The 12,992-nt window shown below is 54.6% G+C and carries 13 protein-coding genes; 8 read left to right on the forward strand and 5 right to left on the reverse strand.

From position 1 onward, the window contains the following. The first annotated feature begins 102 nt into the window (after positions 1–102). The 8 genes from ACR0BI_RS15580 to ACR0BI_RS15615 all read left to right on the forward strand — a co-directional run bounded on the left by ACR0BI_RS15580 (position 103) and on the right by ACR0BI_RS15615 (position 8,212). Entirely contained in the window at positions 103–1,110 is a 1,008-nt protein-coding gene (locus tag ACR0BI_RS15580) for a Bug family tripartite tricarboxylate transporter substrate binding protein (RefSeq protein WP_480562752.1), read from the forward strand. Positions 1,111–1,166: 56 nt separating this feature from the next. Beyond that, positions 1,167–1,916: a hypothetical protein gene (locus tag ACR0BI_RS15585; protein WP_480562753.1), complete on the forward strand. Its 750-nt coding sequence runs from the start codon at positions 1,167–1,169 to the stop codon at positions 1,914–1,916. A 4-nt stretch (positions 1,917–1,920) separates the two neighbouring features. Continuing rightward, a complete protein-coding gene (locus tag ACR0BI_RS15590; RefSeq protein ID WP_480562754.1) occupies positions 1,921–3,432 on the forward strand; it encodes a tripartite tricarboxylate transporter permease in 1,512 nt (503 codons plus the stop codon). Continuing rightward, positions 3,432–3,719, forward strand: a complete 288-nt coding sequence (locus ACR0BI_RS15595) for a putative quinol monooxygenase (protein WP_170567658.1) — start codon at positions 3,432–3,434, stop codon at positions 3,717–3,719. The genes ACR0BI_RS15590 and ACR0BI_RS15595 overlap by 1 nt, the downstream gene beginning before the upstream one ends. Then, positions 3,716–4,516, forward strand: coding sequence for an N-acyl homoserine lactonase family protein (locus tag ACR0BI_RS15600; protein ID WP_170513710.1), 801 nt, complete (start codon positions 3,716–3,718; stop codon positions 4,514–4,516). The genes ACR0BI_RS15595 and ACR0BI_RS15600 overlap by 4 nt, the downstream gene beginning before the upstream one ends. Beyond that, on the forward strand, positions 4,510–5,787 hold the full coding sequence (gene otnK, locus ACR0BI_RS15605; RefSeq protein WP_480562755.1) for a 3-oxo-tetronate kinase: 1,278 nt from the start codon (positions 4,510–4,512) through the stop codon (positions 5,785–5,787). Before ACR0BI_RS15600 ends, otnK begins: the two co-directional genes overlap by 7 nt. Continuing rightward, complete coding sequence (gene otnC / locus ACR0BI_RS15610) at positions 5,784–6,425, forward strand: 3-oxo-tetronate 4-phosphate decarboxylase (RefSeq protein WP_170395486.1); 642 nt, start codon at positions 5,784–5,786, stop codon at positions 6,423–6,425. The genes otnK and otnC overlap by 4 nt, the downstream gene beginning before the upstream one ends. A 755-nt stretch (positions 6,426–7,180) precedes the next feature. Next, positions 7,181–8,212 carry a GlxA family transcriptional regulator gene (locus tag ACR0BI_RS15615; protein ID WP_480562756.1) on the forward strand — a complete coding sequence of 344 codons (1,032 nt, stop codon included), beginning with the start codon at positions 7,181–7,183 and terminating at the stop codon, positions 8,210–8,212. On the opposite strand, the gene ACR0BI_RS15620 is transcribed toward ACR0BI_RS15615, so the two are convergent. The 5 genes from ACR0BI_RS15620 to ACR0BI_RS15640 are packed head-to-tail and all read right to left on the reverse strand — an operon-like array spanning position 8,178 to position 12,990. After that, entirely contained in the window at positions 8,178–9,122 is a 945-nt protein-coding gene (locus tag ACR0BI_RS15620; RefSeq protein WP_480562757.1) for a 3-hydroxyacyl-CoA dehydrogenase NAD-binding domain-containing protein, read from the reverse strand. The genes ACR0BI_RS15615 and ACR0BI_RS15620 overlap by 35 nt on opposite strands. Continuing rightward, the gene (locus tag ACR0BI_RS15625) at positions 9,122–9,862 is read right to left on the reverse strand and encodes an SDR family NAD(P)-dependent oxidoreductase (protein ID WP_480562758.1); all 741 of its coding nucleotides are present in this window, start codon (positions 9,860–9,862) and stop codon (positions 9,122–9,124) included. Before ACR0BI_RS15625 ends, ACR0BI_RS15620 begins: the two co-directional genes overlap by 1 nt. After that, positions 9,862–11,280: an aminobutyraldehyde dehydrogenase gene (locus ACR0BI_RS15630; protein ID WP_480562759.1), complete on the reverse strand. Its 1,419-nt coding sequence runs from the start codon at positions 11,278–11,280 to the stop codon at positions 9,862–9,864. Before ACR0BI_RS15630 ends, ACR0BI_RS15625 begins: the two co-directional genes overlap by 1 nt. A 10-nt stretch (positions 11,281–11,290) precedes the next feature. Continuing rightward, positions 11,291–12,223, reverse strand: coding sequence for a 3,5-dioxohexanoate:acetyl-CoA acetone transferase (gene kce / locus ACR0BI_RS15635; protein WP_480562760.1), 933 nt, complete (start codon positions 12,221–12,223; stop codon positions 11,291–11,293). Then, positions 12,223–12,990: an SDR family NAD(P)-dependent oxidoreductase gene (locus ACR0BI_RS15640; protein ID WP_480444236.1), complete on the reverse strand. Its 768-nt coding sequence runs from the start codon at positions 12,988–12,990 to the stop codon at positions 12,223–12,225. The genes kce and ACR0BI_RS15640 overlap by 1 nt, the downstream gene beginning before the upstream one ends. Positions 12,991–12,992: the final 2 nt, after the last annotated feature.

Here is a 12,992-nt window from a genome sequence, read left to right on the forward strand (position 1 = left end):
GCGCGATAGCAGCTTTCGCTACAGTCCGTTGACAACGCATTCTTTAATGTATACGCAAATAAATGCAATAATAAACGCAAAGATGTTTGGGAGGACTTGGAAATGAAACTGAAGCTAGGGCAGTTGGCGGCCGCAGCCGTGATTGCAACCGGGATTTCAGGGGCTGCTACCGCGCAGGATTACCCTTACCGTGATATCACCACAGCTGTGGTCTGGGGGGCCGGTGGCGGCACGGACACGATCAACCGAATGATCATGGCCGAAATGGAAAAACACCTTCCAGTCTCGATCAATGTGATCAACCAAACCGGTGGGGTCGCAGGCTCCAACGGCATGGTCTACGTCATGAACCAACCAGACGATGGCTATACACTGGTTGGTCTGTCTGAATCGAACGTCACCGCTGCTGTGCAGGGTGGTTGGGATAAGAAATTTGACTTTTGGTATCCGTTTATTGTTGGCGGATCACCCGATCTGATCTCGGTTCCAGCGGACAGCCCTTACAACACTCTGGGAGAACTGGTCGACGCTGCCAAAGCCGCTCCTGGCACTATTCCCGCTGCCGCGTCCGGCGCGGGTTCGATCCACCACTTGAATCTTCTCGCCATCGAGAAAGGGTCCGGTGCAGAGTTCAAGTTTGTTCCATACAAAGGCTCAGCGCCCGGGCAGGAAGCGGCGATAGCAGGTGAGGTTGCGTTGGTTGTGACTTCGCTGGCTGAACAAGCTCCTTTGATCGAAGGCGGACAGTTGAAGCCACTTGCGATGTTGACACCGGAAGATGCGCAGATTGCCGGAGCTACAGTGCCATCTGCCTTTGGCATCTATGACGGTCTCGACAAGTATCTGCCACTAAAACAAGCCATCGGATTTGCCGTTCACAGCTCGGCTGGAGATGATGTGAAGGCGGCCCTCGGCGATGCGTTCGAGCAGGCGATTGCATCCGATACCGTCGCTGAATGGGCTGAGGCAAACAATTATGATGTCGGTGGTCAACACGGCGAAGAAGCTCAAGAATTGTTTGCGAACCTTGAGGCTACTTTTGCCTATACCTTGCAAGATTTGGGCGCTGCCAAGGTCGATCCAGCCTCGCTGGGTATCGAGAAGCCCTAATCCGATCAATTTTGGAAGGGCGCGTTTGATCGCGCCCTTTCCTCTAGGAGGCAGGCATGGACAAAATCGACGAAACACTGGTCATGCGGACCCGCGATTTCTGGGCTGCGATTGTTCTAATAACAGTGTCCGTCTTTTTCCTTTGGAAGACGTTGGATATCCCACTTTGGGGTGAAAACCGCGCAGGTGTAAGTGGGTCGGACTGGTACAACTCGGCTGCAATTGTACCGTTGTTCATCTTCTGTGGATTGCTTGTGTTGTCCTTCGTCTTGTTGGCTACTTCGATCCGCTCAGGTGGAGCCCAGAACGCGCTCACGGCTTTGGGGATCGGTTGGGATAAGTCGGAAGCCTATCGAGCATCAACAATAGGCCTGATCCTTCTTGCATACGTCGTCGGACTGGTTCCCAGAGTGGACTTCATTTTGTGCTCGGGGTTACTGATTACAGCTTTGACTTACGGTTACTACGGCGGTCACGCGCGGCGTGCTTTGGTGGCCTGTGTCGCAGTTGTCTCTGCCGGGCTTTTTGCGTTCGCTGTATTTCCCGCGCAGGCGGAATGGAATGCACACAGTGATGATTGGTTTACACTGGCCCTATGGGTCTCGCTATCACTTGTGGTGTTGACCAAAGCGGCTTCCGAACGCGTTTTGCGGATTGTGCCAGTCGTCGCAATATTGGCCCCGCTGATCCTCGTTTGCGCGATGGCCTTTATTTTCCGACAGAACGTGCCCGCGCGCGGGGGGCTGATCTTCAAGCAAATCGAATACCACTACTACGTGACGCTTCGTCCGTTATGGAAAGACTGACCGGATGGACTTTATCCTTTCGCAACTGGCTGGGTTTGGGACCGCATTCGTTGGCCTGGCAGTGGACCCGCTGACCTATCTGTATTTGATTGCATCCGTGTTCCTAGGCATAACGTTCGGCGCATTGCCCGGCCTGACCGCAACGCTGGCAGTGACGATCCTGACGGGATTTTTCGGCAACAAGATTCCATTGGACTATTCGCTTATCGCTTTGCTCGGGGCCTATGTCGGCGCGATTTACGGCGGCTCTTACCCGTCTATTCTGCTGAACATTCCCGGCACAGCAGCCAGCGCGGCGACGGCCATGGATGGCTACCCTCTGGCCAAAGCAGGTCGAGGGGGCGAAGCAATTGGTCTGACCACAACGGCCAGCTTTATCGGTACGGTTATCGGGACGATCACGCTTTTGATTTTTGTCTGGGCACTGCTTTTGGTTTCGAAGAACATCGCGAGTCCGGAAAAAGCACTCTTGGCTCTGTTTGGCATCCTTCTATCTGGCACACTTATGAGCGAGGATCTGGTGATCAAGGGATGGATCGCCGGTCTGATCGGGCTTGCGATGTCCATGGTGGGACTCGACCCTCTGTTGTCTGAACCGCGCTATACTTTCGGCTGGTCTTACCTGTTGAGCGGGTTTCAGGTCGTGCCAGTTTTGATGGGGGCTTTTGCGATACCTCAAATCATCGACGGTCTAAGGCATGTTGAAGCCGGGAAAGTTCTGGCACTGAAGGGCCGTATTCTTCCAAACCTTCGCTCTATTCGACGCTACCTGCCGACCATAGGCCGTTCAGGGGTAATTGGGACCGGGGTGGGAGCGCTTCCTGGCGTCGGCGAAGATGTCGCCGGTTGGGTCAGCTACGGTGTCGGCAAGACCGTATCTGCCGAGGGCGACAAGTTCGGAAAAGGGTCATTGGAAGGTCTGCTATGCTCTGAAACAGCAAACAACGCCTGCATTGGGGGCGCGCTAATCCCGCTTTTGGTTTTGGGCATTCCCGGTTCACCACCCGCCGCGGCTTTGATGGGGGCTTTCAAGATCAACAACGTGATCCCGGGCCCCACGATAGACCCCGAGATCATTCTGCGCGTAGTCGCAATCCTAGTGTTGGCATCCCTGACCATGTTCTTGATGGGCCTGTTCACTGCTCGGGTCTTTATCAAAATACTCGCGATCCCGCAGACCATCTTCTTGCCGGTTGTGATGGTTCTGACAACAATCGGGTCTTTCAGCGTCGGTGGTGGCATCAATGATCTCTACCTGATGTTGGGCGTTGGTGCCGTCGCCTATTTTATGAACCTGATGAAGTACCCAATCGCTCCATTGGTCATTGGGGTTATACTGGGAAGCCTGTTTGACGAAACTTTCCGCCGATCGCTGTTCTTGTCGGACGGGGGTCTTTCGGTCTTCTTTTCGCGACCCGGTGCGGCCATTCTACTTGTGCTCAACGTTGGTTTGATCCTCAGCCAACTGCCCGTGGCAAAGCGCGCTTTCTCACGTCTGAAAGGACTTTCCGTCTGATGTTTGTGGTTACCGTCACCTTCACTCTCAAGCCCGGTACGAGAGAAACCTTTTTGCCGCTAATGGTCGAAAACGCTTCAACCTCTTTGCGTGAAGAACCCGGATGCCAGCAGTTTGACGTTTGCTTCGGCGACGATCCCGAGACAGTTTTTCTCTATGAGGTTTATGATGACAGCGTGGCGTTCTCCGCCCACCTGGAAAGCGCGCATTTCCAGTCCTTCGATACGGCTGTGGCTGATATGATCGCCACCAAGACTGTTCACCAGTATTCCGAGGTCATCCGATGAACGATTGGGAAATTCACGCCGTGAAATACGCGGATCGCAATGCTCGCACTCGACGCGACAGCTTCATATTGGATGACAATCACGATGCACCTCACGCGATGGACTATTTCGTTTGGGTGCTCAAGCGTGGCAACAAAGTTATACTGGTCGATACCGGATACGACAGCGACGAGGCAGCCGCCCGTGGTCGTCCCATTGCGATGGACCCACGCGAGGCTTTGCGCCCATTAGACATCATGCCTGAAGCGGTGACCGAGGTTATCGTGACCCATCTTCATTATGACCACGCTGGGGGGCTGCATATGTTCCCAAATGCGAAGTTGCACATGCAATCGGCGGAAATGGCCTTCGCCACAGGTCCCTGCATGTGCCACGACCACTTACGCGCGCCTTTCTCGGCGGGCCATATCTGCGAGGTCGTAAAGCGCCTCTATACAGGCAAGGTTGTGTTCTACGACGGAGAGGCCGAGATAGCAGATGGGGTGACCGTACACTGTATCGGCGGGCATTCGCGGGGGTTGCAATGTGTTCGTGTAAGAACAGCAGCCGGGTGGATGGTTCTGGCCTCGGATGCCTCGCATTACTACGAGAATTTCATGGCGCGAAAAGCTTTTCCCATCGTTGTCGATTTGCAGGACATGATGGATGGTTTCAAGACCCTAGAGAGGTTGGCCTCACATCCTCGACTTATCGTGCCCGGCCATGATCCACTTGTGCGCGAGATTTTTCCCGTCGGAGCAGCACCGCACATCCATAGGCTGGATCCAGGGCCGACGAAGGACATTAAGATATGCTAATCGGCGTCATAGCGGACGATTTCACTGGTGCGAGCGACATTGCGAACACCTTGGCAAAGGGCGTCGAGCCGGAAGGTGGGTTAAGAACCGCGCAGTTTCCAGGTATTCCGGATACCCCGGCCGACAAAGAGATCGAAGCGGGTGTCGTCTCACTCAAGAGCCGCACTGCACCTGTCGAAGAAGCTGTTGCGGACGGCCTGCGAGCCCTGCGATGGCTTAAAGATCAAGGATGCCGCCAGTTCATCTTCAAGTATTGCTCGACCTTTGATTCCACTAGGCGGGGAAATATCGGCCCGGTTGCGGAAGCGTTGGCCAACGAACTGGGCGCGCAAAAGGTGGTTTTCTGTCCAGCATTTCCGACAACGGGGCGCACCATCTATCACGGCCATCTATTTGTGCTTGGCAAGCTGTTGAACGAGTCCGGGATGGAAAATCACCCTCTTACTCCGATGACGGATGCGGACATCAGGCGGTGGTTGCAGTATCAGACCCAAGAAGCGGTTGGGTTGGTTTCAATTGACGCCGTGACGCAAGGACCAGAGGCGATTGCTACTGCTTTGCGGAACGTCGACGAACGCTTTGTGATCGGTGATGCGATTTCGGACGAGAATTTGCTGGCCTGGGGCGAGGCTCTGAAGGATGCCCAGCTCATTACTGGGGGATCTGGGATAGCGCTGGGGCTACCCAAGAACTTCGTCAGAAAAGCTTCGTCCAAAAGAGGTGGCAGTGTATTCACAGGTATCGCTGGGCCCGCCGCTATCCTTGCAGGGTCTTGCTCAGGTGCGACCCGTGGTCAGATCGATGTTCATGCGAAATCCCATCCGACATTCGCCATTGACGTTCCGGGTGTTATGTCCGGGGATGTGACTATGCAAACGCTTCTGGATTTCTTTGAAACGCATCCGGGTCAGGCACCGCTCGCCTATTCATCGGGAAGCCCGGATGATGTGCGCGCGGTACAAGGTCAATTTGGCCAAGAAGCCGTGGCGGAAAAGCTGGACAATCTCTTTGCAGATACCGCGCGCGAGCTTGTTCAGAAGAGCTACAAGCGATTGGTGGTTGCCGGAGGGGAGACGTCGGGAGCTGTCGCCAAGGCTGTCTCTGAGGCACTGGGGTCACCGGCCATGTCAATTGGGCCAGAGATTGACCCGGGCGTGCCAGTCCTAAGCGTTGGAAAAACTGAACCCATTGCGTTGGCTTTAAAGTCTGGGAACTTTGGCGCTCCGGACTTTTTCCCGAAGGCCCTCAGAATGATGGAGGCCGGCAAATGAGTTCTAAAGAACAGGCGCTGCGAAAGCAGATGTCGGACCTGTGTGCATCGCTGTTTGCGCGCGGATTTTCCGTCGGCACTGCTGGCAACGTCTCTGCACGTCTGCACGACGGCATCCTCATGACACCAACCAATTCCACCTTGGGCGATATCGACCCCGAGCGCATCGCTAAGATTGATTTGGATGGCAACCACGTCTCCGGCGACAAGCCGACCAAGGAGGTCTTTCTGCACCAAGCCTTCTATGAGACGAGGCCACAAGCTGGTGCAGTGGTGCATCTGCATTCGACCTGGGCCACTGCACTGTCTTGTCTGGAAGACACCGATCCTGACGACTGTATTCCACCGCTTACGCCATATGTGGTTATGCGTGTCGGCACAGTCAAACTGGTTCCATACGTCAAGCCGGGCGACCCGACGTCCGGTGATTTGATCCGCGATCTGGATGGCAAATATAGTGCGGTTCTGTTGGCCAATCACGGTCCCGTCGTATCGGGAGAGGATCTGTTTTCAACGGTCTCTGCAGCAGAAGAGTTAGAAGAAACAGCCAAGCTGCTCGTGACACTGCGCGGCCTGCCAACCCGCCTACTGGATGCAGAACAAGTCGCAGAACTCAAAGAGACTTTCGGAAGGATTTGATCTGGCACCAAAATGGTGCGTGTGCAAACTATCGGGCAAATCGTGCAAAGTTATCCGGTGACTTACCTCAGCAGATCTCAAGCGATACAACCCAGCAAACGATTGGCGGAGAACGAGTTTTTTATAAGGCCACGTTCACCACTATAGACGGTACTGATAACTATGTCCTCTACCCTTTAGAGGTATCGACGACAGCGGGTGACTATTATGGCGGGGCAAGTAGCTGGTTCTTTTCGACGACCGGGCCTTGCTAGAAGGCGTTCCGCTTGCATTAGCCAGCATAAGCACAAACAATCCGAACAAGATGAATTACGTATGCTTTGTCGATGGAACAGCAATCGAAACAGCCACAAGTAGCGTAATTGTTGAAGGCCTCTCAGGCGGTGATGAGATGATCCAGGCGGATGGGAGACCAGTTAAGATTTGATGGGTTGGCGCTAATGATGTGAGCCTTGCAGAATGCCTTGCAAATCAGAAGCTTTGGCCTGTGAAAGATTGATATGACTGCGCTTGGACGCGGAATCCCGAATTGTGATCTCTTTGTCTCGCAACAACACTAAGTTTCTAGCGGCCAAAACGGACTTTCGCCGCGGTAGAACGAATGTCGGTTTTTGGATTTCAGAAACTTAATGAGCGCTGATCTCCCCCGGTATTTTCCCCTTGTTTATGCTGTGTTTGCCTTAGTAATTGGACTTTTTTGAACCAGTGATAAGTTCATTATTGACAATTTTGGACGCCATTTTACAGAATCGGCCATGATCCATCCAATTGATCGCAAGTTAGATATCGTTGTCCTGGTGAGTCCGCATTTCAATGTTTCGGCGACTACGTCTTTCGTGGATCCTTTCAGAATAGCCAATTACCTGACAGGTTCGGCTCGATTTTCTTGGACCTATGTCTCGGACCTCGGTGGACCAGTTGAGTCTAGCAGCGGCCTTGTCGTTGACACTGCCCCATTGGCGGCCGTGACGGGGCGCAAGCCCTGGTTGGTTCTGGTGAGTACAAGTTGGTCACCTGAACGTCACGGAACATCTCAGTTTAAGGTGGCCCTTCAGAAGTGGGAGGCGTGCGGAGCAATCGTTGGCGGCTTGGATACTGGTGCGATTGTTCTTGCGGCTGCTGGACTGCTTAAAGGCAAGACAGCGACGGTTCACTATGAGCACATCGATGCCTTTGCTGAAATGGCCCATGATACCACAGTGTCAGAGAACATGATTGTTATGGATGGAAAGATGTTCACTTGTTGCGGGGGTTCCGCAGCGACTGATCTGGGTTTGCGGTTTGTGCACTCTGTCGATGGTGAGAGTATCGCCAATGCATCTGCGCGATATCTTTTTCATCACAATGTACGCGGTGAGGGCCAATCACAGAACCCCAAAGACGTGGAGCCACTGGGGTATGTCACCTCTGGGGTGGTAAGGGACGCGATCGACTTGATGGAGGCACATTTGGAAGCCACTTTGTCGATCCCTGAAATATCAGCGAGGTTGAAGATTTCGCAACGACAACTTAGCAGATTGTTTCGGCAATATGTCCAGAAGTCGCCGATCGAGTACTACCGTGACATACGCCTTGATCGCGCGCGTGGACTAGTAACCCAAACAGAGCTGAAATTCAGCGAGATTGCAGAAGCATCAGGATTTAACGGGCAAGTTCATTTCAGCCGGGCATATCGAAGCCGTTTTGGCCTCACACCAACTGCAGACCGTATTGAAGGCCGTACTCCATTCGAGTTCCGCGCGTGGCCAATGTTCAAGCCTGATAATAAGTCCGAAGTTGTTGGGTAGCTTTTTGCATCGCCGTAAGCATCTTGTCGCGTTGCGCTGATAACTCTTCGGTACTTTGCCCTTGAGTTTGATCGTTAATGCCATCGACCAGTTTATTGATGACATCCTCATCAAGACGAGGGTTGCCCAGGTCGTCCCACCAGCCATTGAATGTATCCTTGAAATGGTCACAGAAGGCCCGCAGACCGCCGTCGCCTGCACCCAGGTGGAAAAGCGTCGTCGGACCCATCGCGGCCCACCGCAATCCCGGGCCGGCCCACATCGCTTTGTCGATGTCTTCGACGCTCGCAACGCCTTCAATCGCCATATGGACGGCCTCGCGCCATACTGCAGCTTGTAAGCGGTTTGCGACGTGTCCGGGCATGCCCTTCTTGATCCGGATCGTGACTTTACCCAGATCTTCGTAGAACGTCTCTGTTCGGTTCAGAACATCTGAACCGGTTGCGTCGTTCGCCGTCAACTCGACCAGCGGAATGAGATGTGGCGGGTTGAACGGATGACCTAAGATGAGCTTACTCGGATCGCGCCATCCCTGTTGGAGAGCCTCGAGTGTTAAGCCGGATGTTGAGCTTGAAACTATTGCATCAGCACCCAACTCTGGCTCAACTTCCGCATAGGTGGAATGTTTGATCGGCAACCGCTCGGGCACATTCTCCTGAATGAACTGCGCGTTTCGCACGGCCTCAGCTGCGGTCGGTGCAAAGGTGATCGCATCTCGGGTGGCGTGGCCAACTTGGCCCAATTCTTCCAACGCAGGCCACGCCTTTTCAATGTATTTACGGACGGATGCCTCAGCGTTCGGATCGGGATCAAATACAGTCACACTGCGACCCGACGCGAGGAACAGCGCTGCCCAGCTTGCCCCGATGACACCGGCTCCGAGAATGGCGGTTCTTTCGATTTCCGACATCAGAACAGTCCCGGATTCAGGGGGGATGCCGCAGTCATACCACCGTCCACAGTGAACAGTTGGCCAGTCGCAAAAGACGACTCGTCAGAAGCTAGCCAAACAGCCATCGCAGCAATGTCTGCGGGCTTACCAAAGCGTTTGACCGCATGGCGTGCCAGCGCGTCTGATCTAGCCTTTTCCGGGTCATGGGCGAGTTCGAATGCTGCGTCCAGCATGCCCGTCTCAATCCATCCCGGGCAGATTGCATTGCAGCGCACCGCAGGTCCATGGTCCACTGCGATAGAGCGTGTAAGCCCATGCACAAACGCTTTTGAAGCATTGTAGAGCGCCATCGACGGGTCAGCGGCATTGCCCGAGATCGAACCAATGTTGATGATCGAACCACCCTGAGACATTTTCGGAACAAAGGCGCGGCAACAGTTAAAAACGCCTCGTGCGTTTACTCCCATCACCAAATCCCAATCCGCGTCTGAGCTTTCGGTCACTGTTTTTTCGACCTGAACGCCGGCGTTGTTTACCAGGATATCTACCAGGCCGATTGTTCGGGCAGTACGTGCAACCGCTTCGGGATTGGATACATCCAGCGTATACCATGCTACGTGAACCGGTAGATCATCTGGCTTAGGGCCGCGCCCGCAGGTGGCGACAGCCGCACCTTCGGCTGCGAAGGCCTCAACGATGCCGCGACCAATGCCCTGTTTGCCGCCGGTAACAAAGGCGCGTTTCCCAGCTAACCGCATCAGTGTGCCACCATAACGTGACGGACTGCGGTGTAAGCATCCAGCGCATAGACCGACATATCGCTGCCCGTGCCTGAGCCCTTCATCGCGGCCCAAGGCATCTCGGGGGTCGCAACCCCATGCGTGTTTACCCAGGTGAATCCATAGCGCAACTTGGACGTCATTTGCATTGCTCTCCCAACATCTCGTGTCCAGACCGATGAGGCCAAACCGTAAGCTCCGGTGTTGGCGATCCTCAACGCATCTTCTGCCGCAGAAAACCGAGAGACAGTTACAACGGGTCCAAAAACCTCATTGCAGGCAATCTCTGCAGTGTTGTCAACATTGGCGATGACTGTTGGCTGGTAGAAAAAGCCGTCTTCTTCGCCAGAGGCCCCACCGGAAACGATTTCAGAGCTGCTGCGCGCGCGATCCACAAAACCCGCTACACGATCCCGCTGTGTCGCAGAGACAAGCGGGCCCATTTCCGTTCCTTGAGCTTTCGGTGCACCGATCTGGATCTGGCCAACCTGATCGGCAATCGCGGCCACAAGTTTGTCGTAAACTCTGTCTGCAACCATCACGCGGCAAGGCTGTGCGCAGTCCTGACCGGCATTGAAGTAGCTGCCATATCGGATCGTCTCGGCCACAGCATCGAGATCAGCATCATCAAAGACAATGACTGGCGCCTTGCCGCCCAATTCCAGATGAACGTGTTTAATTTTCTGGGAAGCAGCCCGCATTGCAGCCATGCCTGTCGCCGGAGAACCCGTAACACTGATCCCTTCCATCTGTGGGCTGTTCATCAGGGCATTCCCCACGCCGGGCCCGCGACCATGGATCACATTTAGCACGCCTTTTGGCAGAACATCTTGTAACAGTTCTGCAAGTCGCAGAGTAGATAGCGGCGTGATCTCGGACGGTTTCAACACCACCGAACATCCTGCCGCAATTGGTGCAGCAATCTTCCAGGACGCCATCATCAGCGGGTAGTTCCAAGGGGCGATGGCGGCGACAGGGCCAATGGGGTCGCGCCGGATCATCGACGTATGACCCGCGACATACTCTCCAGAGGCAGACCCCATCATGGTGCGCGCAGCCCCGGCGAAAAAGCGAAAGACATCAATCGTCAGCGGCATTTCATCATCATGAGCCGATGGCCAGGGTTTTCCCACATCTAGGCTCTCAAGTTCTGCCAACTCCTGGCTGTTCGCCTCGATAACATCAGCTATCTGAAGCAAGATTGCAGCGCGTTCTGCAGGGGTCGTAGCCGAAAAGGTCTCAAATGCCTCTGCTGAGCCGCGCACCGCCGCCTCGATCTGTGCATCGCAGGCTTCTATTGCGGTACCAATAACCTCTCCTGTTGCAGGGTTCAGGATGTTCAAGGCGTCGCCGGTGCCTTCAACCATTTCGCCGTTGATCAACATGTTCGTCTGCATATGCGTCTCCTCAGAAGCCAACCTGATCGCCGCCTTTTAGTGCGAGCCGCATGCGCGCTTCTGCTGGCGTCGCGACCGTAAGGCCAAGGATTTCAACGATTGATCGGATGCGCGTGACCTGTTCCGCGTTAGATTTTGCCAACTCACCCTTGCCGATGAACAGGCTGTCTTCGAGACCGACACGCAGGTTACCGCCCCGCATCGCGCTTTGGGTCGCAAATGGCATTTGGTGACGACCAGCGGCAAGGACCGACCATTCGTAATTCTCTGCTCCGAACAGCTTATCGGCTGTGTTGTGCATGTGTGTCAGATGGTCGGCATCTGCGCCAACGCCACCCAAGATGCCAAATACCATCTGAATGAAAAATGGCGGTTTGATCAGGCCCTGATCCACGAACCATTTGACGTTGTAGAGATGTCCAAGATCATAGCATTCGAATTCGAACTTGGTGCCGTGATCTCCACCAAGTTTTTCGATGGCGTAACGAATTGTTTTGAAAGTGTTGGGAAAGATAAAGTCTTCCGTCATCTCCAAAAATGGCCGTTCCCAGTCGTGCTGAAACTCGGTGTATTTCTGCAGCATCGGAAAGATACCAAAGTTCATGGATCCCATGTTGAGCGATGCCATCTCTGGGCTGGTAGATGTCGCCGCCAGCAGCCGCTCATCCATCGACATCCCCAAGCCGCCGCCGGTCGAGACATTCATCACAACATCGGTGGACTGCTTGATTACGGGTAGAAACTGCTTGAACAGCTCAGGTCGGGGATCGGGTTTTCCTGTCTCCGGGTGCCGTGCGTGCAGGTGAATGATTGATGCCCCTGCCTGGGCCGCCTCAATACTGGCCGTCGCAATCTCGGCCGGTGTAATCGGCAGATGCGGAGACATTGACGGCGTATGGATGCCTCCGGTCGGCGCGCAAGTGATAATGACGGGCTTGGGCATCAGAGCTTCATCTGCTGCACTTGTGCAGACAGCCCCCCGTCCAGAACCCACAACTGGCCAGAGGCATAGCGCGCCTCGTCCGAGGCAAGCCAGTTGACCAAATTTGCAATATCCTCGGGCGTCCCGTAGGTCCGCATTGGATGAACATCGCGCACGGCCTTTTGCAGCGTTTCAATGTTGCCACCTCCTCCGCCGGATCCATCGCCGTTGAAGAAGCTCTGCAGCATTGGAGTGTCGATATAGCCAGGGCAGATGGCATTCACCCGGATACCTTCTGGGCCATGATCGCAAGCCATTGCGCGGGTCAAAGCGTGAACTGCACCCTTGGTCGCGCAATAGGCCGCAAGCCCTGGATCTGCGATGAACCCGTCGTAGGAGCCAAAATTGATAAGGCTTGCGCTATTCCCTGTCTTCGCCGCTTCGCGCATCAATGGGATGGCGTATTTCGAGGTCAGGAACGTGCCCGTGGAATTAACCGCAAAGCTTTGATTCCATTCCTCCAACGTGGTCTCTTCAACCGTTTTTTCGATCTCAATCCCCGCCGCGTTCACTAGGATGTCCAACTTTCCGTGTGCGGCGCGCACATGATCCATCGCCGCAACCGAGTCTGCTTCTTGAGTCACATCCAGCTTAACAAAATGACTGCCGTCGTCGTCGTGTTGATCTAACGACCCTTCCGGTGTGAGGTCAGCGGCAAATACCGTTGCGCCTTCTCTTAGAAACCGAGCGACAATCGCGCGCCCGATTCCACCGCGGGCACCAGTCACGA

It is taken from the genome of Ruegeria sp. E5 (genome assembly GCF_056534105.1).

Coding starts and splice junctions, on each gene's coding strand:
- kce (WP_480562760.1), bottom strand. CDS start 12,223: ATGCCCAAGCCCGTCATTATCACTTGCGCGCCGACCGGAGGCATCCAT.
- otnK (WP_480562755.1), top strand. CDS start 4,510: ATGCTAATCGGCGTCATAGCGGACGATTTCACTGGTGCGAGCGACATT.
- ACR0BI_RS15585 (WP_480562753.1), top strand. CDS start 1,167: ATGGACAAAATCGACGAAACACTGGTCATGCGGACCCGCGATTTCTGG.
- ACR0BI_RS15615 (WP_480562756.1), top strand. CDS start 7,181: ATGATCCATCCAATTGATCGCAAGTTAGATATCGTTGTCCTGGTGAGT.
- ACR0BI_RS15630 (WP_480562759.1), bottom strand. CDS start 11,280: ATGCAGACGAACATGTTGATCAACGGCGAAATGGTTGAAGGCACCGGC.
- ACR0BI_RS15595 (WP_170567658.1), top strand. CDS start 3,432: ATGTTTGTGGTTACCGTCACCTTCACTCTCAAGCCCGGTACGAGAGAA.
- ACR0BI_RS15620 (WP_480562757.1), bottom strand. CDS start 9,122: ATGTCGGAAATCGAAAGAACCGCCATTCTCGGAGCCGGTGTCATCGGG.
- ACR0BI_RS15580 (WP_480562752.1), top strand. CDS start 103: ATGAAACTGAAGCTAGGGCAGTTGGCGGCCGCAGCCGTGATTGCAACC.
- ACR0BI_RS15590 (WP_480562754.1), top strand. CDS start 1,921: ATGGACTTTATCCTTTCGCAACTGGCTGGGTTTGGGACCGCATTCGTT.
- ACR0BI_RS15600 (WP_170513710.1), top strand. CDS start 3,716: ATGAACGATTGGGAAATTCACGCCGTGAAATACGCGGATCGCAATGCT.
- otnC (WP_170395486.1), top strand. CDS start 5,784: ATGAGTTCTAAAGAACAGGCGCTGCGAAAGCAGATGTCGGACCTGTGT.
- ACR0BI_RS15625 (WP_480562758.1), bottom strand. CDS start 9,862: ATGCGGTTAGCTGGGAAACGCGCCTTTGTTACCGGCGGCAAACAGGGC.